Origin of the sequence: Salinilacihabitans rarus (genome assembly GCF_024296665.1) — an archaeon.
In the GTDB taxonomy this organism is placed as follows: domain Archaea; phylum Halobacteriota; class Halobacteria; order Halobacteriales; family Natrialbaceae; genus Salinilacihabitans; species Salinilacihabitans rarus.
Window position 1 is genome coordinate 1689197 of the sequence record NZ_CP100762.1, and the last position, 19968, is coordinate 1709164.

Below are 19968 nucleotides of genomic sequence, written 5' to 3' on the forward strand. Positions count from 1 at the left end.
CCGTCCGCGGCGCTCGTGCGCAAGGGTGTGCGTTACCCGCCCCACCGGTGTCCGATGGGTATGCCACGGGAGGACGACCCACGGCTCGACTTCACGCGAGACGTATCGAGACGCCAGGCGATGCGCGTCGGCGGGGGACTCGCCGTCTTCGGTATCGCGGCGCCCGGCGAGGCGTTCGACGCCGACCGGTTCGACGTCACGCCGCTGGCGGAGATACAGGAGGTCGAACTCGACGAGCAGGGCCTCGAGTACTTCACGATCCGGCAGGCCCGCGTGGTCCACGACCTGACGGCGCGGATCTACCCCTCCGACGAGACCGGCCCGGGCGCGCCGGAGGCCGGCGTCGTCTACTTCATCGACTCGCAGTTGAACTCGGCGTGGGGACGGGGCGAGCGGTGGTACATGGAGGGACCGTTCGCCGGGAAGGACCCGACCGACCCGTTCGAGGACGACGCGGAGGAACCAGCGGACGTCGACCCGGAGACGGAGGTCCCCTGGGCCGAACAGAACCCCTCGGAGACCCAGGGCTGGCAGTACGCGCTCGCGCCGAACGAGGCGTACGATCAGGCGATCGCGGCCATCGAGTCGTTCGTCCAGCAGGAGTACGACGCGGATTCGTTCGCGAACCTCGAAGGGGGCGAACAGGACGAGGTGGTCGCCCTCCTCGAGGAGGGGATGGTCGAGACGTTCGAGGAGACGAACGTCGATCCGGACGGCTTCTTCCTGCTGGTCCGCCAGAACACCCTCGAAGGGATGTTCTGTGACCCGACGTACGGCGGCAACCGCGAGATGGTCGGCTGGCGGCTGAAAGGGTTCCCCGGCACGCCCGGCGCGCTGGGTAGCTACCGCGGGCTGATACGGGAAGGCGAGTACGTCGAACCCGAGGAGGGCGACTACCGGAAACTCGCCGACGACGTCGAGTCGCTCGGGATCGGCGACGAGAACGAGGGGCCGGCCACCGACCAGAGCGAGGAGGGCCACGCGCACGTCCACGACGCCGCCGAGGCGGACTACCCGAACGTCGTCGACGAGGCGGCCGCCCGCGGCGAGACCGAAGCCGAGGTCGAGAGCGTCGATCTCGACGACGTCGACGACGGGGGTGAGCGCTGATGGTCCAGGAACTCGACCCCGTCGACGTGGTGACCGTCGGCGCCGGCTGGACCGGCGGCATCGTCGCGAAGGAACTCGCCCAGGCCGACTACGACGTCGTCAGCCTCGAACGCGGCGGCGAGCGCGCCACGGAGGACTTCTTCACCGTCCACGACGAACTGGGGTACGCGCTGCGGTACAAACTGATGCAGGACCTCTCGAAGGAGACGATCACCTTCCGCAACTCCGTCGACGAGGTCGCCCTGCCGATGCGCCGCTACGGCGCCTTCCTCCCCGGGAGCGGCGAGGGCGGCGCGGGCGTCCACTGGAACGGCCAGACGTGGCGCTTCCTCCCCTACGACTTCGAGATCCGTTCGCGAACGGTCGACGAGTACGGCGAGGAGAAGATCCCCGAGAACATGCAACTACAGGACTGGGGGATCAGCTACGAGGAACTCGAACCGTACTACGACACGTTCGAGTACACCGCCGGCATCGCCGGCGAGGCCGGCAACGTCGAGGGCGAGACCCAGGACGGCGGCAACCCCTACGAGGGGCCCCGCGGGCGGGACTACCCGCTGCCGCCGATGGTCGAGACGCCGGTGCTCGGCCGGTTCAAGGAGGCGGCCGCGGCGCTGGGCTACGAGCCGTTCCAGGCGCCGTCGGCCAACCTCACCGAGTCGTACACCAACCCGGACGGCGTCCAGCAGGGCCAGTGCGAGTACTGCGGCTACTGCGAGCGGTTCGGCTGCGAGTGGGGCGCGAAGGCCTCGCCGATCACGACCGTCTTGCCGGCCGCCCGCGAGACGGGTAACTTCGAACTCCGCACGCACGCCGACGTGGTCGACCTGCTGTACGACGAGGACGAGGGGGAGGTCTCCGGCGTCCGGTACGTCGACCGAAAGACCGACGAGGTGTACGAACAGCCCGCCGAGGTCGTCGCGCTGACGGCGTACGTGCTCAACAACGTCCGACTGCTGTTGCTGTCGGGGATCGGCGAGCCGTACGACCCCGAGACGGGCGAGGGCGTCGTCGGGAAAAATTACTGCTACCAGAACTTCGCCGCCAGCGCCCGCGGCTTCTTCGACGACGAGAACTGGAACCTCTACATGGGCGCCGGGGCGCTCGGCGCCTCGTTCGACGACCTCAACGGCGACAACTTCGACCACGCCGATCTGGACTTCCTCCACGGCGGCAACGTCGCCTGCAACCAGACCGGCGACCGCCCGATCGCGAACAACCCCGTCCCCGAGGGGACGCCGTCGTGGGGTTCGGAGTTCAAAGCCCGGAGCGTCGAGTACTACCACAGTTCGGTCGCGGTCGCCTGTCAGGGCGCGGTGCTCCCGTTCCGGGAGAACTACCTCGACCTCGACCCCACCTACACCGACCAGTACGGCCGGCCGCTGTTGCGGATGACGTTCGACTGGCGCGAGCAGGACCGCAACCTCGTCGAGCACGTCGGTCCCCAACTGGAGGAGGTCGTGCGGGAGATGGGCGCCGACACGGTCGACGCCACCACGACGCTGGAGGGGAGCTTCGACATCGTCCCCTACCAGTCGACGCACAACACCGGCGGCGCGATCATGGGCGCCGACCCCGAGGCGTCGGTCGTCAACGACTACCTCCAGTGCTGGGAGGCCGACAACCTGTTCGTCCCCGGCGCGTCGGCGTTCGCACACAACAGCGGCTACAACCCGACGGGAACCGTGGGCGCGCTCGCGTTCCGCGCCGCCGAGGGGATCGAGGAGTACCTCGAGGACCCCCGGCCGCTGGCGAGCGCCTAGGCGTCCGAAACCCGTTACTCCCTCCGGCCACTACCCGACGGCGATGACCGTCGTCGGGCTGGACGACACCGACTCCCGCGAGCGCGGGATGTGTACGACCTACGTCGCGAGCCGCGTCGCCGACGACCTGCGCGAGGCGGGTGCCGTCGAGCGACTGCTCCTCGTCCGGCTCAACCCCGCGGTCGAGCACAAGACCCGGGGCAACGCCGCGCTGGCGATCCACGCCGACTGCGACGCCGAGACCGCCTTCGCCGTCGCCCGCGACGCCCTCGAATCGCTCGCGGAGACCGCCGACGAGCGGACCAACCCCGGCCTCGTCGTCGCCGCCCACGACCCCGCCGACGCCCCGCCGGCCGTCCGCGCGTTCGCCCGCGAGGCCGTCCGCGACCACCACGAGATCGCCGACGCCGCGGCGCTGATCGACGCCGCCGGCTACCGCGGCTGGGGGCTGGGCAACGGCCGCGGTCGGATCGGCGCGCTCGCGGCCGTCGGCGCGTGGGCGGCGTTCGACGAGTGGACCTCCGAGTACATCTCCTACCGCGACCCCGCCCGGTGGGGGACCGAGCGGGACGTCGACGTCGACAGCGTCTTCGCGGCCGCGGACGCCGGCTACCCCACGGTCTGGGACACCGTCGACCGCGGCGAGGGCGAGCCCGTCTGTGTCCCCCACACGCCGGGGCCGATCCTCCACGGGATCCGCGGCGACGACCCCGAGGCCGTCCGCGCCGTCGCCGCCCGGATCGAGAGCGAGCCGGTCGAGCGCGCCCGGCTGTTCGTCACGAACCAGGGGACCGACGCCCACCTCCGGGACGCGGCGCTCGCCGACGTCCGCGACCGCCGGGCCTACCGCGTCGACGGTCGGGTCGCCTCCGACCCCGAAACCCGCCGCGGCGGCCACGTCTTCTTCGACCTCGCCGACGGCGACGCGCGCCTCCAGTGTGCCGCCTTCGAGCCCACCAAGCGGTTCCGCGACCGCGTGCGCGCGCTGCGCGTCGGCGACCGCCTCACCGCCTGCGGCGAGGTCGCCCGCGGGACGCTCAAACTCGAGAAGTTCGCCGTCCGCGACCTCGTGCGCACCGAGCGGGTGACGCCGACGTGCCCCGACTGCGGGCGGACGATGGAGAGCGCGGGCCGCGACCAGGGCTACCGGTGTCGCGACTGCGGGACGCGCACCGCCGAGAAGGCGACGGCGCCGCTGGACCGCGACCTCGAACCGGGGTGGTACGAGGTGCCGCCCTGCGCCCGCCGCCACGTCGCGAAGCCGCTGGTCCGGGGCGGCTTCGACGCGCCGACCCACCCCGAGCGCTGACGGCGGCCGGTCCGCGGGAACGTCCTCGCGGCGCTGTGTGCGGGTGCGGGGGTCGCGGTGCGGGGCCGAGCCGCGTGGAAAACGTCTACCGGAGGCTGACGCCCTGCCGGGCGAGGAACTTGCTGGCCTGCTTGATCTCGACGGGGCTGCCGATGATCCGGCAGTACTCCTCGTTCTCGGGGAAGATCGTCACGGTGAACCGGTTGTCGAGCTGCGTTTCGAGGCCGTCGATGGCCTCCTGCGGGAGAACGATCTGAGTGCTGTCACGCAGCCGCGACGGATCTGGCATTCCTACGCTCGGAGGATCACCTGCCCGGCGTTTATGTGTGTCGAAGTCAGTTTGCATCGGTAACGGTCCACGAAGTTGAAAGTTTCCGACCGGCGAGCCCTCGGGCGATCGCGGCCTACCACTTCGCCTCGTCGGTCCCCTCCGACTCCTCCGGGGCGTCGGTCGAGTCGACGAACGTGAACGTCTCGTCCTCGTCGCCGTCCCCGGCCGGCGCCTCGTCGAAGGGGTTCTCGCGGTCCTCGACCGGATCCGTCGGCACCGTGTGATCCAGTTCGACGTCCGCGTCCGTCTCGAACTCGTCGAGGTCGGCCGACAGCCGCGCGGCCTGCTCGGAGAGGGCACTGGCCGACTGGCTCACCTCGGTGAGCGCCGTCGTCTGCTCCTCGCCGGCGGCCGCGACCGTCTCGGCTTCGGCCGTGGTCTCCTCGGAGATGGTCGAGGCCTCGTCGACCATCGAGACGACCTCCTGGGTCGAGGCCGCCTGCTGTTCGGTGGCGGCCGAAATCTCTTGAACGCCGTCGTTGGTCTCCTCCGCGTAGGCCGCGATCTCTTCGAGCGCGTCGACGGCCTCCTCGACGGCGTCGCGGTGATCGGCGATCCGCTGGCTCGTACGCTGGACCTCCTCGGCCGTGCGGTCGGTCTGGGCCTTGATCTCCTCGATGCGGTCCTCGATGTCCTCGGCGGTCTCTTTGGTCTCCGAGGCGAGGTCCTTGACCTCGCTGGCGACGACCGAGAAGCCCTCGCCCGCGTCGCCGCTGTCGTTGCGCGAGGCCTCGATGTTGGCGTTCAGCGCCAGCATGTTGGTCTGGCCGGCCACCTCGCCGATGAACTCGACGAGTTCGTCGATCCGGTCGATCTCGTCTTCGAGCGTCTCGATCTCGTCGACGGCGTCCTCGGCTTCCGCCTCGATCGCGTCCATCCCCTCGATGGCGTCGCCGGCGGCCTCCCGGCCCTGCCGGCCCGTCTCGGCGGTCCGCCGGGCGAGGCTCGCGACCTGGTTCGAGGAGGCGGCGATCTGCTCGGTCGTCGTCGACAGCCCGTCCATCTCGCCGTTGATCGCCTGAAGGTTCTCGTTCTGGCGCTCGGCGCCGTCGGAGATCTCCTGGATCGATTCGGCGACCTGCTGGCTCGCGGCGTGGACCTCCTCGGTGCTGGCGGTGACCTCCTCGCTCGAGGCGGCGACCTCCGTCGCGAACTGCGACAGCCGCTCTGCGGTCTCCTCGAGTTGCGCGACCATCCGGTTGAACTCGACGGCGATCTCCGACATCGCCTCGTTCTCGCTCTCGGGGTCGAGCCGGCGGGTGAGGTCGCCCTCGGCGCACTCGCGCATCACGCTCCGGTACTCGTCGGCCTTCTGTTCGAGGTGACGGTTCAGCCGGGCGGTCTCGTCGCGGGCCTGCTCGGCCTGCTCGCGGGCCCGCTGGACCTCCCGGATCTGCTCGCGCAGCGAGACGCGCATGCTGTCGAACGCGTCGTAGAGCTGGCCGATCTCGTCGACGCGGCTCGTCTCCAGTTCGGCGTCGAGGTCGCCCGCTTCGAGTTTCCGTGCCTGCTCGGCCAGCCGACCGAGCGAGCGGGTCGTGTTGCGCCCGACGACGGCGCCGACGAAGCCCAGCCCGAGCACCGAGAACGCCACCAGCGCGAGCACCGACTGCGTGATGTCGTCCTGGAGCGCGTAGGCCGCCTCGACCGGGACGTGGGTCATGACGACCCAGTCGGCCCCCGGCACCGGCGCGAAGCCCATGGCCATCACCGAGGAGTGGCCGTGGCCGCCCATCTCCATCTCGACGTAGTCCGTCTCGCCGTCGATCCCGCGATCGACCGCCATCGACTCCACTTCAAACTCGTCTTCAGCCCCCATATTTTGGGTGTTTATATCCTCGCGATGATGACTCATCACGACGGTCCCGCGCTCGTCGACCACGTGCGTGAACGCGCCGTCCGCGGTCGACGGCCGTTCGAGCTGGCCGGTCTGGGCCTCGAGGTCGATGACCACGACGATCGCCCGCCCGTCGTTGTCGGGGACCTGACTGACGAACGCGACCGCCGGCGCGTCGATCACCGGGTCGTGGTACGGGTGGGTCACGGTCGTCGGCGACCCCTCGTCGAACGCGAGGCCGTCGACCGTCCACTCGACCTCCGCGTCGGCGTAGGCGCTCGCCGCGACGCCGCTCTCGCTGCTCTCGAGGACCGTCCGGGTGCCCCGATCGTAGTAGTGGATGGCGGCGACGGACGCGGGCGCCTCGGCGCGTTCGGCTTCGAGGTACGGCCCGATGGCCGTCTCGTCGCCGGCCCGGACGACGTCGGTCTCGGCGAGGTGACGCGACGTGGCCTCGGTACGGTCGACCCACTCCGCCAGCGTGTTCGCCTGCAACACCGTCGACCGCTCCATGGTCTCCTCGGTGCTCTCCTCGAGTGCCGTCCCGGTCTGGACGTAGATGATGCCACCGATCGCCGCGATCACCACGACGACGGCCAGAAACAGGACCGCCAGTTTGAGCGAGAAGCTCCCCTTGAGACGTCGAATCGGCGATAACGTACTGCTGTCGCTCATGTTCGCCTATGCCGAGACACTCACGTGATAAAAAACTAACCTTGAACAGTTATAACATGATCGTTGATACTTTTTCGGCCGGCGGCCGTCGCCGGCCGCCCGCGCGGATCGCCGTCCAGTACGGCGATTTTTTCGGGCCGGATGGGTCGAAAGTGTTTTTCGGCGGGGCCGGCTGGGCCTAGACACATGGGGCTCGAGGAGGAGATCGAGGCAATCGAGGAGGAGATCGCCAACACGCCCTACAACAAGTCGACGGAGGCCCACATCGGCCGCCTGAAAGCCAAACTCGCCGAGAAAAAAGAGAAACTCGAGAACCAGTCGTCGGCCGGCGGCGGCCACGGCTACGCCGTCGAGAAGACCGGCGACGCGACGGTCGCGCTGGTGGGCTTCCCGAGCGTCGGCAAGTCCTCGCTGCTGAACGCGCTGACCAACGCCGACTCCGAGATCGGCGAGTACGAGTTCACCACCCTCGACGTCAACCCGGGGATGTGCAAACACAGGGGGGCGAACATCCAGATCCTCGACGTGCCCGGGCTGATCGAGGGCGCCGCCTCCGGCCGCGGCGACGGCCAGCAGGTGCTCTCGGTCGTTCGCAACGCCGACCTGATCGTCTTCGTCCTCTCGGTGTTCGAGATCGAGCAGTACGACCGCCTCCGCGAGGAACTGTACGACATCAAGATCCGCGTCGACGAGCAGCCCCCGCGCGTGACCGTCCGCCCCAAGCACAAAGACGGCATCAAGCTCACCTCGAGCGCCGACCAGGACCTAGACGAGGAGACGATCAAGGACGTCCTCCGCGAGCACGGCTACGTCAACGCCGACGTCAACCTCGGCGAGCGCGTCGACATCGACCGGCTCATCGACGGCCTGATGGACAACCGCGAGTACATCCCCTCGATCACCTGCGTCAACAAGGTCGACCTCATCGACCCCGACTACAAGGAGACCGTCGACGAGCGACTGCGCGAGCGCGACCTCGACCCCGAGGAGGTGACGTTCATCAGCGCCGAGGCCGAGCGGGGACTGGAGGCGTTCAAAGACCGGATGTGGGAGAACCTCGGGCTCATCCGGGTCTACATGGACAAGCCCGGCCGCGGCGTCGACTGGGACGAACCGCTGGTGGTCGAGGCGGGCGCGACCGTCGCCGACGCGGTCGAGAAACTCGGCGGCGACTTCGAGGAGCGCTTTCGCTTCGCCCGCGTCTCCGGCCCGAGCGCGACCCACGACGAACAGCAGGTCGGCGACGGCCACGTCCTCGAAGACGGCGACGTCCTGAAGCTGATTCTGCGCCGCTGACCCCCGCGGCCGGGCCGGAAGGCGCTCCATAACTAACCCGCTCGGCGGGGCGCTCTCGCCCGATGACGCGCGTCCCGGGAGTGAACGGGCGGACGAACGGGCGAACCGGATCCCAATCGCAATCGCGGGGGCCGCTGGCGGCCGCGCGGGAGGTACTCGACCCCCGCGTCGGCGGGGCCCGCGCGGCGCTCGAACGGCCGGATCGGATCGACCCGCCGTACGAGCGCTGGCTCGACGACGCCCTCGCGGCGCTGTTCCGGCCGGTCGAGGCCGACGGCTTCTGGGACGACGAGGCGGGGCGGTTCGTCCGCGCGCTGTGCTGGACGCCGACCGCCGACGGCCTCGCCTGGGCGCCCCCGCGGGGGCGGGGCTTCCCCCACGGCCCGCTCGCGACGATGGGCGCGATGGCGTGGCGCGATTCGCCGGCCGGCACCGACGCCTACGACGCGAAGCTGCGCCGCCAGCTCGCGGCCTGCCGGCGGCTGGTCGCCGAGGAGCGGTACGCCGACCGCCGCGAGGCGGCCGTCCTCGGGCCGCTGCTCGACGCGTTCGCCCGCGCCGGGACGCGCTTCGGCGACGAGTGGCTCGACGCCGCCCGCGAGTGCTTCGAACGCACGCGCGGCTGCGCGTTCGAGCGCGCGGCCGACGGACTGGTGCTGGCCGGCTGGGCGACCCTCGCCGAGCGGACGGGCGACCGCGAGGTCCGCGCGGCGCTCTCGGAGGCGCTGGGGCTGATCGACGGCGCCCGGGGGGCCGACGACCCCCTCGGGCTGGCCGCCCCGGCGGGGCGGCGCCACCGCCACGAGCAGTACGCCTGCTGGGGGCTGGCCCGCGCGGCGGCCGTCACCGACCGGCGCGACGCCCTCGACGCCGTCGAGGCCGCCCTCGAACGCGCGATCGACCGCCGGCTGCGCGGCGACGGGGCCTTTCTCGCGACGACAGCGCCGCTGGGGCGCCGGCTGAGCGACCGCGCGCTCGAACTCGTGGGGGCGCCGCCGGGACGCTGGCGCGTACTGTTCGCCGCAGACCAGACGGCGTTTGCGACCGCGGTCGCCGAGTACGCCGCCGCGGGCGGCGAGTACGGCTACGAGCGCGAGGTGGCGGCCGCGATGGGCTGGCTCGCCGCCACCAACCCCCTCGGCACCGATCTGCGGTCGGTCACCGGGCTGGGCGTCCCGCTGCGGGCGGTGGCGACCGACGGCCGGATCGACCTGCCGCGCCACCGCTTCGTGGGCGTCCACGAGGTCGGCACGCTCGTCGCCGCGCTGACGCACCTCACCGCGGGCGCGCTCGCCGACGACCGCGCCGTCGGCGACGCCTACGCCCGCGCCGCCGGCGAGCGCGACACCGCCGAGTGGGAGGTCACGGACGCGAGCGACTGAGGCGGCGGCGGGCAGACGGGTGCCCCGCCGGACACCGCGCGACTACGATCATTTTTACCGTTGCAGGAGAAACTGCCAACGTATGTCCGAATTCGGGGCGCTATCACTGGTTCCCCCGCTGCTCGCGATCGTGCTCGCGATCTGGACGCGCCGGCCGATCCTGTCTCTGTTTCTCGGGATCTGGTCCGGCGGCGTCATCGTCACCGGGGGGATCGGGATCGATCAGACCTTCGACTGGATCGTCGAGGCGATCATCGCCGACGACGGCTTCCACGTGCAGATCCTCCTGTTCACGCTGCTGCTCGGTTCGGGCGTCGCGCTGATCTGGCGGCTCGGCGGGGCGGTCGCCGTCCGGGACTGGGCGACCACCCGGCTCCAGACCCAGCGCACCGTCGGTCTGGCGACGTGGATCCTCGGCATCCTCATGTTCTTCGACGACTACGCCAACACGGCCATCGTCGGCTCCACGATGCGCGAAATCTCCGACGAGATGCGCATCTCCCGCGAGAAGCTCTCGTACATCGTCGACTCGACGGCCGCGCCCGTCGCGACGCTCGTCATCTCGAGCTGGGTCGCGTTCCAGCTCTCGCTGATCAGCAGCGCCTACAGCGACCTCGGGGTCAGCGAGGAGGCGCCGACGGCGTTCCAGACGTTCGTACAGTCGATCCCGTACAACGTCTACGCGCTGCTGGCGATCCTCATGGTCGGCATCGTCGTCTACACCCGCCGGGACTACGGCGAGATGCTCGACGCCGAACACCGCTCGTGGCGCCACGGCGAGGTCAACCGCGCCGGCGCCCAGCCGCTGCAGAAGGTGCAGGCGGACCTCGGCGAGCCGGTCGACGACCGCCCGATGCTGCGGACGTTCTTCGCGCCGATCCTCGTGTTGATCGCCGTCACGCTGTCGAGCGCCGCCTGGACCGGCTACGTGGCGTGGGTAGACCAGCAGCTCGAAGCGGGGGCGACGGCGTCGCTCAGCGCCGCCGCAGCCGAGGACGGGCTCGCGACGGTGCTGGTCGACGTCGTCGGCCTCGGCGACTTCGCCGTCGCGCTCATCTGGGGTTCGTTCGCGATGGTCGCGACCGGGATGGCCGTCGGGCTGGTCTACGACCTCGTCGACGTCGACGAGGCCGTCGAGACCGTCCTCGACGGCTTCGGCATCATGCTCACCGCGGTGACGGTGCTCGTCCTCGCGTGGACGATCAGCACCGTCGCCGAGACCCTCGGCACCGGCGAGTACGTCGCCGGCGCCGCCGAGGGGGTCGTCTCGCCGGCGATCCTCCCGGTGATCGTCCTCTTCGTCGCCACGTTCATCGCGTTCACGATGGGGTCGTCGTGGGCGACGATGGGGATCGTGACGCCGATCTCGATCTCCGTCGCGTACGAACTGACCGGCGGCTTCGAGGTCATGCCGGTCATCGTCGGCGCCGTCTTCTCCGGGGCGATCGCCGGCGACCACACCTCGCCGATCTCCGACACCACGGTCCTCTCGTCGACGTTCACCGGCGCGGACCTGATCGACCACGTCCGCACCCAGATCTACTACGCCGGGACGGTCCTCGTCGTGGTCGTGGTCTGTTACCTGCTGTACGGCTACCTCGGCGTGCCCCCGAGCGTCTACCTCCCGCTGGGGGCGGTGTTGCTCGTCGGCCTCGTCTACGGCCTCTCGGAACTCGACGCGGCCCGCAAGGGGATCTCCCCGATCGCCTCCGCCGTCGAGCCGGAGGTCGACCGCGACGAGGAGGCCGAGGCCGGCGCCCACGGCGCCGAGTAAGCGCCCGTCCGCGGTCGCGGTCGAGGCGTTGACCGCCTTCGCTACCCTTTTCCCGCCCGCACGAGACCTATCCCGTATGGACGGAACGCTCGACCACGTCATGATCCGGGTGTCGGACCTCGAGGAGTCCCTCGACTGGTACGGGACACACCTCGACTACGAGGAGAAAGACCGCCACGAGGGCGACGGCTTCACCATCGTCTACCTCGGCCCCGAGGAACTCGGCGAGGAGGGGGCGATGCTCGAACTCACCCACAACGAGGGCGAGACGCCCGAACTCGGCGACGCGTGGGGCCACATCGCCGTCCGCGTCCCCGAGGGCGAACTCGAGGCCCACTACCAGCAGCTCATGGACGGGGGCGTCGAGGACTACCGCGACCCCGAATCCTGCGGCGGCCGCTACGCGTTCGTCAAAGACCCCGACGGCCACGAGGTCGAACTCGTCCAGCGCGACCCCGACCTCCCGACGTGGTCGCTCGACCACACGATGATCCGCGTCGAGGACGCCGACGAGGCGCTGGGCTTTTGGACCCGCAAGTTCGAGTACGTCGAGACCGGCCGCTGGGAGGCCGACACGTTCGCGAACTACTTCGTCGAACCCGAAGACGCCGCCGACGAGGCGATGTCGGTCGAACTCACCTACAACTACGACGGCCGCAGCTACGAGATGGGCGACGCGTGGGGCCACCTCTGTGTCCGCGTCGACGACCTCGGCGAGGACTGGGAGCAACTGCTGGTCCGCGAGGCCGCCGACTACCGCGACCCCGCGAGCAACGACGACATGTACGCGTTCACGACGGACCCCGACGGCCACGAGATCGAACTGCTCGAACGCGACCCCGAGGCCGAGTCGCTGTTCCCCTTCTGAGCGCCCGCTCACTCCCGCTCGCGTTCGGCCGGCCGGACGTTCCGATTCGACCGGAACAGGTTGGCCGGGTCGTACGCCGCCTTCAGTTCGGCGAGGCGGTCGAAGTTGGCGCCGTAGGTCGCCCGGAGGCGCTCCTCGTCGGCGTCGGCGGACTGGAAGTTGACGTAGTTCCCGCCCGTCGAGAACGGCCGGAGCCGCGCCCACGCGTCGCGGATCCACTCTTCGAACGCCGCCGCGCGGGGTTCCTCCGGCTCCCACTTGCCGGCCGCGCCGTAGACGAAGCGCGCGTCGCGGTTGCCGACGGCCCCGTCGTCCGGCGCGCGCTCGTTGAGCGCCCCGCCGACGTGTGCGACGACGAGTTGCGCCTCCGGGATCGGACACTCGCCGCCCAGATCCCGCACGGTCGACAGGAGCCCCTCGTCTAGCTCGGCGGCGAACTCCGTCTTCCAGTAGTAGTGGTGGCCCTTCGGCTGGGTCCCGTCGAGGTACGACTGGAGCGTCGTGTACGGGTGCGCCCGCAGTCGGTCCACGAGGGGGTCGCCCAGCGCGCGGATCGGGGCCAGCGCCTCGTCGGCGTCCTCGCGGGCGCCGCTGTAGCAGACGGTCATGGCGCAGATCAGTTCGCCGTGCCACGCCTCGGGGACGAACGGCGCCGGCGGGGCCCGGCGCACGATGAGGAACGCCGTCAGCGTCCGGGGTGCGTCGGCGGTGAGGGCGCGGTAGGCCGCGAGGACCTCGTCGGCCCGCTCGAACGGCCAGGCGACGAGCCCGCCGTAGACCGTCGGGCCGACGTCGTGGAGCCGGAACGTGAACGACGTGACGACGCCGAAGTTGGCGCCGGCGCCGCGGACGGCCCAGAAGAGGTCCGGGTTCGCCGCGCGGCTGGCCCGGCGGACCCGCCCGTCGGCGGTGACGATCTCGACCGCGAGCAGGTTGTCGACCGTCCAGCCGAACCGGCGGGTCAGGTAGCCGAAGCCGCCGCCGAGAGTCAGGCCGGCCAGCCCCGTCTCGGAGACGAACCCCAGCGGCGTGGCGAGGCCGTGCAGTTGCGTCTCGCGGTCGACGTCGCCGAGCAGGCAGCCGGCCTGGGCCGTCGCGGTCCGCGCGGCGGGGTCGACGACGACCCCGCGGAGGGCGGACAGGTCGACGGTCAGGCCGCCGTCGACCAGCGCCGTCCCCGCGATGTTGTGGCCGCCGCCGCGCACCGAGAGCGCGAGGTCGTGCTCGCGGGCGAAGTCGACCGCGGCGACGACGTCGGCCGTGCCCGTCGGGCGCACGACGAGCGCCGGCGTCTTCTCGATCATGCCGTTCCAGAGCCGGGTCGCGTCCGCAAAGCCCGCGTCCGCCGGCACCAGCACCGGCCCGCGGGTCCGCCGGCGCAGCGCGTCGACCGCCCCCTCGGGGAGCGTGGTCGTCGCCCCCTCGCGGGTGGCGACGGTCAACTGCGTCACGGCGCCCCCCGCCCGGTGTGCGCCCGCGTCAACGCTCGCGGGCCGGCCGTCCGGTCGCGCGCCTCGCGTCCGTCCGTCTCGCGGTCGTCCCGTGTCGTGCGTGTCATCGTCTTCCTCCGGCGCGCACGCACGACGGGTCCCACCCCCGGTCCGGCCGCGGCGCGCGCGAGCGTCCGTACGGGCGCCACCGGGAGGTAGCTATCCGCTGCCGGCACGGCAGGGGCTGCCGTCCGTGCAGCCGGTGCCCGGTCGGTGCGGCCGCCGGCCCGCCGGCGGAGCCGTCGACTTTTGTCGGTCGCCCGCCTCTCCTCGCGCGTGACCGATCCCCTGTACCTCGACGACCCGACGCGACTCGACTGCGAGGCGACCGTCGAGCGCGTCGTCGACGACCGCGTCGTGCTCGACCGCACGTGCTTTTACCCCGAGGGCGGCGGCCAGCCGGCCGACACGGGCGTGCTCCGCGCCGGCGACGAGACGTGGCGCGTCGTCGACGTCCAGAAGCGCGATACGATCTACCACCACCTCGCGGGCGACGGCGCGCCGCCGACGGCCGGGACGACCGTCGCGGGCGCCGTCGACGCCGACCGCCGGCGGGCCCACAGCCGCTACCACACGGCCCAGCACCTGCTCTCGGCGCTCCTGCTCGCGGAGTACGACGCCGCCACGACCGGCAATCAGCTGTACGCCGACCGCGCGCGGCTGGACTGTCGGTACGAGCGCTTTACCGACGACGACCTCGCGGCCATCGAGACCCGGCTGAACGAACTGGTCGACGCCGACCTCCCCGTGCGGTGGTACACCCTCGACCGCGCGGTCGCCGAAAACCGGCTCGACCCCGAGCGGACGCGCCTCGACCTCCTGCCGGACTCGATCACCGAGGTGCGCATCGTCGAGATCGGCGACGCCGACGACCCGTTCGACCGGACCGCCTGCGCGGGCACGCACGTCGAGCGCACGGCCGAGATCGGCCGCGTCGCGGTGACCGGCCGCGAGACCCGCGGCCCCGAGGAGGAGCGGGTGCGGTTCCGGCTCGCGGACGCCTGAGCGTCGCCGGTCGCGGGCGCGTTCGGGACCGGCTGGCCGCCTTCGTAGCCGCCTGCCCGCACCGTTCCCCTCGCTCGAACCGCCCGCAGTCGGTGCGTGCGGGCTCCGACTCGCGCTCGCCGCGCTCGGGAGTCTCGTACAGTTCGCCCGCGTCCGCGGCAGCGCCGCGGACGCGGGCGGGTCGTGACACGGGGGAGAGGGAGGGCCCGAGAGCGGGTGATCGGTCGGTACGGGCGACGAACTGAACGGTTTCGTCGCCTCCGAAGTCGGTCGCGAAACACTCTCCGTGGCCCGCCTCGTCACACCGGTATGGCCACGACCATCACGACGCCCGATGCGGACGAGACGTGTGCGTACTGTGGCTCCCGTATCTTCGACCACGACCCGATCTGTGTGCGTGATTGCACCGCCGATTGCGGCTCGCCGGCGTACTTCTGTAACTACGCCTGTCTCTCGGCGTCCGTCGACGAGAACGACCTGACGGCAGGAAACGCGTGTGAGTGGTCGCCCGGTGACGGCGATCGGTGCTAGTCGAGGTGTGTCGGTACGGTTGCAGGCCGTCCGTTTCACCTCGTCGCTCTTTTACCGCATTCGTCGGCCGACTTCCGTCCGCACTGCAGGCGCGGGCCGCTCGTCGAGCGTCCCACACGCGCGACTGCTGTCGTCGGTGATCTCCACCCACGGGGAGCCGTCACCGGGCGAGATGCGACCAGTTCTCTTCGGGGACCAGTTCCGTTCCACCGCAGCAGCCACACTCGTCCGGCGGCTCGTACTGGTGCTCGCCGTCGGCCGACGACGCGACCGTACCGGCGTGCATCGTCTGACACGCCGTGCACACGTACTTTTCCGGGCGTTCTGGGGCGTGAGCCATGTTCCCACTTACCCGCGCCAGCGGTATATAGCCCGGGCGTGCCGCCGGGGCCACGCGCTCCGCGACGACTGGCCGTCCCGACGGCGGTTTCAGGCGGGCTGTCGCGGGTCCGTTCCCTCCCGCCGCACGCGGTCGGCCACCGTTCGGCGAGTCGGCTCGCGGACCTGCCAGACGTTATTCCGGTCGGGCGCGTACACCCGACATGAGTGACCCGACCGACGAACCCGATTCGAAAGATGCGGAAGTTGCAGCCGCGGCCGGCGATGATCCGGACGCGTTCCTCGCGCTCGTCCCGCACTTCTATCGGGGCAGCGTGAGTCAGGCGACCAGCGCACAGGATCGACTCGACCGGACGACCGACTGGGCGATCACCCTGATCGCCGCGTTGCTCTCGATCGTGTTCGCAAGCGAGGGGACGCCGGCGTATCTCCTGTTGATCGGGCTGTTGCTGCTGAGTATGTTCCTCTTCTTCGAGGTCCGTCGCTACCGGTTCTACGACGTCTGGCGTTCGCAAGTCCGGTTCGTTCAGGAGAACGTCTTCGCGAACGCGTTCGATCCCGCGGACGCCGAACTCCACCCCCACTGGCGCGAAGCGATCGGCGACGACCTCCGCCAACCGACGTTCAAGGTCACGTTCCTCGAAGCCCTGTCCCGTCGGCTCCGTCGGGTGTACGCGCTGCTCTTCGTCGTCGTCGGGCTCGCCTGGGTCTCCAAGATCACCCTCTTTACCCCCGAGGCACGGTGGACCGAGGCGGCGGAGCTCCCGGGCGTCCCCGGGTCGGTCGTCGCGACGGCGCTGGCCCTGTTCTACGTCACGGTCGTGGTGGTCGCGTTCTGGCCGGGCAGACGCGAGGCGAAAGGCGAAATCCACGGCGTCGAGCCCGGCCGGTGGAAGGAGACGGACGACGAGCGACGATAACCCGGTCCGCTCGCGAGCGCCACGGAGCGTGGCGGGTCGGCGCCTGTCACGCCTGCTCGGACCTGCGGCGTTCGCCGACACGGAGTCACTCGACCGTACAACCGAACGGACCGTCACGGAGGGCCGTACAACAACATCAACCGTCTCCTCCGCGTACGCATCACCATGCCCGAACACGATGCCATGCAGAGACACACGTTTCAAACGATCGACGGCGTCGAGGCGCGTATCACTCTCGACCCCGGCGAACTCTTTCTTGATCTGCCGGTACAGACGCCGCGTTACATTCGCGTTCAGGAGGGCGATCGGATACAGGAGGGGGACGTGCGCACGCAGACGAGAGAGACGATGGACTCGCAAACGCTCTCGGAGTGGACGATCGACGACATTTCGGTCGACGCCGTCACGGGAACCCACGTCGAGACCGGAGAGTCCCGGGAGTGGGATCGGGAGTGGTTGATCCAGCACCTCGGGACCGGCGGCTTCAGCGTCGAACTGACCGACTTCAACCGGGTGAGCGTGAGCGAAACGACCGGACTGCGGCCGGCTCAGAGCGACGCCCAGTCCGGGACGGTCGCCCCTCACGTGATCGTGACCGCGTACGGGAACGACGGCCAACGGTTCACACAGTTGTACTCCGCCACCGAGGCCGACGATTGGGACTCGCTCCGGCTCGTAGATCAGGATCGCCACGTCCGGGAGTTCAGCGAGGAGCTCCGGGAGAGGTTCGATGCAGCCGTCGCGCGGGCAATCGAGTTAGAACAGCGGTATCACTGACCGGTGCTCGATTCGGGGGCCGACCGTCGTGTCCCCCGTTCGGCGAGTCGCCTCGGTGTGGACGGTGCCGGACGGGCGACGACCCTGCTTTCGTATCGACCAGCCGGAACCGTTCTGTGCTGCCCCCGGCGGCAATCTCGACGAGGACGGGACGCGAGTACGTGTACCCTGGTCCGTCCGGCCTCTTTCGGTGTCAGTGCCTCTATCTTTCTGCACGAAGGGAATCCCGCCGTTTACGGCGAGGAGGATGTCACTCGCAGACGTAAGCTACCCCGGACAGCTATTGAGGTGGCCGGTGGAGTGGCCGGCATGGTCGATCTGGACAACGTGGACCGGGGTATCCTGCACGAACTCCAGCTCGATGCACGGAACCGCACGGCCCAACAGATCGCCGACAAGGTCGACGTCTCTGCGAGTACGGTTCGCAACCGGATCGCGCAACTCGAATCCGCCGGGGTCATCGAAGGCTATCATCCGAAAATCGACTACGAGACGGCTAACCTGCCGCTCCAGCTCTTGTTCGTCTGTACGGCACCGCCGACGGAACGAGCAGCGATGGTCGAGCAGATACTCGACGTTCGCGGGGTCGTCGATGTTCGAGAGACGCTGACCGGACGCCAAAACCTGTACGTGGAAGCCGTCGGAACCGGAACGGCCGACACCGGTCGTATCACCGACGCCCTCCACGAGATCGGCCTCTCGATCGAGAGTTCGGAGATCCTGCGCCAGCGCCGGGTGCAACCGTTCGACCACTTCTTCTACACCGACCCGTACGACGGTGAACAGGGTGCCCGAGAGGAGTAGGCGCACGCACACGGTTTCTGACTCGTTGTAAGATTCGCAATCCCGAGGGGGAAAAATACGGGAAGTCACACGCGCTCGTGTGGCAACCGCGATCGGTCGCCCCCAAACTGCGTTTTTCACAACGAGAAAATTATATGATGAACAACACTTATCCGAGCGGGGGCCCACGGTATTCGTATGGCTACCTCTCCCCACGAGATCGAAACACTGGCAACGGAGCGAGCGAACAACACCACGATCTTCACGACGCTCGCCGAGCCGCGACGTCGATTCAGCCTTCGATATCTTCGGGCCGCCGACACGCCGATCAAAGTGGGCGATCTGGCAGCGGAAATTGCGGCGTGGGAAAGCCGCCGGACGGCGGCCGGCCGACCGGATGGCGACGTCGACCGGATCGAAGTCGCTCTCGTACACAATCACCTGCCGTCGATGGACGACGTGGGGTTTATCGAATACGATAGCAGCCGGGGGACGGTGGCCTTAACCGACCACGATGACCGAATCCAGTCCCATCTCAGGATCTGCGGTGGGAACCGGCCGTAGGACGGCCGCGCCCGCACCGAGCGCCAGGGACCTGCCGAAGCCGCCTTCAAAACGGACTGCCACGCCGTTACCCGGGTCGTGGTGAAACCCTGAATCGCTGAGAGATACCGGAAGGCGTTCCGAACGCGGGGCGAACGTCACACGAACTCGGGTTCGAGTTGCGACGGTGGTGATCGCTCGGTCCAGCCGACGGGAGTCCCAAAGCGGCTATCGTCCGCACGATCACCGTCGTCGAGGACGTCGATCCGATGGACTCCCCGGAAGCGCTCGGGACCACGCTCTTCGACCACGTCGATCCGGAGGCGCTCGACCGGCCCGTTGGCCGCGAACGGTGACGCAGGCGACACACCGTCGGTCGACGGCGCACGACGGCCATCGGTACGCGTGGAGATGCGGGACGTGGCCACCTCGTCGTCGAAGAGACCGGCCGAGGTCGACGGTCGCCGTCGGCAGTACGGTCACGGGCTGGAGAAACGGGACGGTCGGGTTAGTTCGCACCTCGTTTGCGCTGCCCCGTGGTGGGTATTTACGCCCGGAACGCCACAGTTCGGCCGATGGCTACCGAGGCAACCTTTACGGTACCGTCCGACAAGTTCCCGCTGGGGACCATCTTCGAACGCCTGCCGGGCGTGACGGTCGAACTGGAGCGAATCGTCCCCGCACGAGACGTGGTGATTCCCTACTTCTGGGTTCGAGGGACTGCCGTCGACGACGTCGAACGGGCGTTCACCGAACACCCGGGCGTGAAACAGATCGAATTCATCGACGCCGTCGAAGACGAGTCCCTGCTGCGCGTCGAGTGGGCGGTCGATTACGACGACGTGCTGACCGCGTTGACGGAGACGAAGGTCGCGCTCATCGAAGCCGTCGGAACGAACACGCAGTGGACGTTCGAGATCCGCGGGGACGCTCGAAGCGACATCGTCGCCTTTCAGTCTCGCTGTCGAGAGCTGGACATCCCGACCACGCTGACCGAGTTGCACGCGCTCACGCCGGTCGAGACGGCATCCGAGGCGGCGCTAACCGAGAAGCAACAAGAGGCGCTGGTGCTCGCCTACGACCGCGGCTACTTCGAATCCCCGCGCGAGGTGACGATGGAAGACATCGGTGACGACCTCGGAATCTCGGAGCAAGCCGTCGCCTCTCGTCTCCGGCGGGGCATCAAACGGGTCCTCGGGAGTACGCTGACCGGCGTCGCGGCTTCCTCCCGATAG

19 protein-coding genes are annotated in these 19968 nt (G+C 69.6%); 14 read left to right on the top strand and 5 right to left on the bottom strand.

Going from position 1 to position 19968, the window contains the following annotated elements; all coding sequences use genetic code 11:
• Positions 1-60 precede the first annotated feature (60 nt).
• From NKG98_RS08830 to NKG98_RS08840, 3 genes are read left to right on the top strand one after another with little or no spacing between them, the layout of a single operon-like run.
• Positions 61-1110, top strand: coding sequence for a gluconate 2-dehydrogenase subunit 3 family protein (locus NKG98_RS08830; RefSeq protein WP_254769290.1), 1050 nt, complete (start codon positions 61-63; stop codon positions 1108-1110).
• Complete coding sequence (locus tag NKG98_RS08835; RefSeq protein WP_254769291.1) at positions 1110-2873, top strand: GMC family oxidoreductase; 1764 nt, start codon at positions 1110-1112, stop codon at positions 2871-2873. The genes NKG98_RS08830 and NKG98_RS08835 overlap by 1 nt, the downstream gene beginning before the upstream one ends.
• A gap of 43 nt (positions 2874-2916) precedes the next feature.
• Positions 2917-4182 carry a tRNA(Ile)(2)-agmatinylcytidine synthase gene (locus NKG98_RS08840; RefSeq protein WP_254769292.1) on the top strand — a complete coding sequence of 422 codons (1266 nt, stop codon included), beginning with the start codon at positions 2917-2919 and terminating at the stop codon, positions 4180-4182.
• Positions 4183-4267: 85 nt separating this feature from the next.
• Here NKG98_RS08840 and NKG98_RS08845 read toward each other — a convergent pair whose 3' ends face one another.
• A complete protein-coding gene (locus tag NKG98_RS08845) occupies positions 4268-4471 on the bottom strand; it encodes a VNG_1110C family protein (protein ID WP_254769293.1) in 204 nt (67 codons plus the stop codon).
• Between the two features lie 115 nt (positions 4472-4586).
• A complete protein-coding gene (locus NKG98_RS08850) occupies positions 4587-7025 on the bottom strand; it encodes a methyl-accepting chemotaxis protein (RefSeq protein ID WP_254769294.1) in 2439 nt (812 codons plus the stop codon).
• A 186-nt stretch (positions 7026-7211) separates the two neighbouring features.
• Here NKG98_RS08850 and NKG98_RS08855 point away from each other — a divergent pair, with 186 nt between their 5' ends.
• From NKG98_RS08855 to NKG98_RS08870, 4 genes are all read left to right on the top strand, one after another.
• On the top strand, positions 7212-8321 hold the full coding sequence (locus NKG98_RS08855; RefSeq protein ID WP_254769295.1) for an OBG GTPase family GTP-binding protein: 1110 nt from the start codon (positions 7212-7214) through the stop codon (positions 8319-8321).
• Positions 8322-8383: 62 nt separating this feature from the next.
• Complete coding sequence (locus tag NKG98_RS08860; protein ID WP_254769296.1) at positions 8384-9703, top strand: hypothetical protein; 1320 nt, start codon at positions 8384-8386, stop codon at positions 9701-9703.
• Between the two features lie 82 nt (positions 9704-9785).
• Positions 9786-11477, top strand: coding sequence for a Na+/H+ antiporter NhaC family protein (locus tag NKG98_RS08865; protein WP_254769297.1), 1692 nt, complete (start codon positions 9786-9788; stop codon positions 11475-11477).
• A gap of 76 nt (positions 11478-11553) precedes the next feature.
• Positions 11554-12345, top strand: coding sequence for a VOC family protein (locus tag NKG98_RS08870; RefSeq protein ID WP_254769298.1), 792 nt, complete (start codon positions 11554-11556; stop codon positions 12343-12345).
• A gap of 8 nt (positions 12346-12353) precedes the next feature.
• Here NKG98_RS08870 and NKG98_RS08875 read toward each other — a convergent pair whose 3' ends face one another.
• Positions 12354-13796 (bottom strand): FAD-binding oxidoreductase, encoded by a 1443-nt coding sequence (locus NKG98_RS08875; RefSeq protein ID WP_254769299.1) that lies wholly within the window; start codon positions 13794-13796, stop codon positions 12354-12356.
• Between the two features lie 315 nt (positions 13797-14111).
• Here NKG98_RS08875 and NKG98_RS08880 point away from each other — a divergent pair, with 315 nt between their 5' ends.
• Together NKG98_RS08880 and NKG98_RS08885 are read left to right on the top strand one after the other, a co-directional pair.
• Positions 14112-14840 carry an alanyl-tRNA editing protein gene (locus NKG98_RS08880; protein WP_254769300.1) on the top strand — a complete coding sequence of 243 codons (729 nt, stop codon included), beginning with the start codon at positions 14112-14114 and terminating at the stop codon, positions 14838-14840.
• 309 nt (positions 14841-15149) lie between these two features.
• A complete protein-coding gene (locus NKG98_RS08885; protein ID WP_254769301.1) occupies positions 15150-15371 on the top strand; it encodes a hypothetical protein in 222 nt (73 codons plus the stop codon).
• A 160-nt stretch (positions 15372-15531) separates the two neighbouring features.
• Here NKG98_RS08885 and NKG98_RS08890 read toward each other — a convergent pair whose 3' ends face one another.
• On the bottom strand, positions 15532-15657 hold the full coding sequence (locus tag NKG98_RS08890; RefSeq protein ID WP_343230440.1) for a hypothetical protein: 126 nt from the start codon (positions 15655-15657) through the stop codon (positions 15532-15534).
• 256 nt (positions 15658-15913) lie between these two features.
• Between NKG98_RS08890 and NKG98_RS08895 the strand changes: the two genes are divergently transcribed.
• The 4 genes from NKG98_RS08895 (at position 15914) to NKG98_RS08910 (ending at position 18754) form a co-directional block, all read left to right on the top strand.
• Entirely contained in the window at positions 15914-16630 is a 717-nt protein-coding gene (locus NKG98_RS08895) for a DUF2270 domain-containing protein (RefSeq protein ID WP_254769303.1), read from the top strand.
• 165 nt (positions 16631-16795) lie between these two features.
• Positions 16796-17407: a hypothetical protein gene (locus NKG98_RS08900; RefSeq protein WP_254769304.1), complete on the top strand. Its 612-nt coding sequence runs from the start codon at positions 16796-16798 to the stop codon at positions 17405-17407.
• A 309-nt stretch (positions 17408-17716) separates the two neighbouring features.
• Positions 17717-18211, top strand: a complete 495-nt coding sequence (locus NKG98_RS08905; protein ID WP_254769305.1) for an Lrp/AsnC family transcriptional regulator — start codon at positions 17717-17719, stop codon at positions 18209-18211.
• A 177-nt stretch (positions 18212-18388) separates the two neighbouring features.
• On the top strand, positions 18389-18754 hold the full coding sequence (locus NKG98_RS08910) for a DUF7344 domain-containing protein (protein WP_254769306.1): 366 nt from the start codon (positions 18389-18391) through the stop codon (positions 18752-18754).
• 137 nt (positions 18755-18891) lie between these two features.
• Here the strand turns inward: NKG98_RS08910 and NKG98_RS19100 are convergent, their stop codons facing one another.
• Complete coding sequence (locus tag NKG98_RS19100) at positions 18892-19101, bottom strand: hypothetical protein (RefSeq protein WP_425504403.1); 210 nt, start codon at positions 19099-19101, stop codon at positions 18892-18894.
• Positions 19102-19308: 207 nt separating this feature from the next.
• Between NKG98_RS19100 and NKG98_RS08920 the strand changes: the two genes are divergently transcribed.
• Positions 19309-19968 (top strand): helix-turn-helix domain-containing protein, encoded by a 660-nt coding sequence (locus tag NKG98_RS08920; protein WP_254769307.1) that lies wholly within the window; start codon positions 19309-19311, stop codon positions 19966-19968.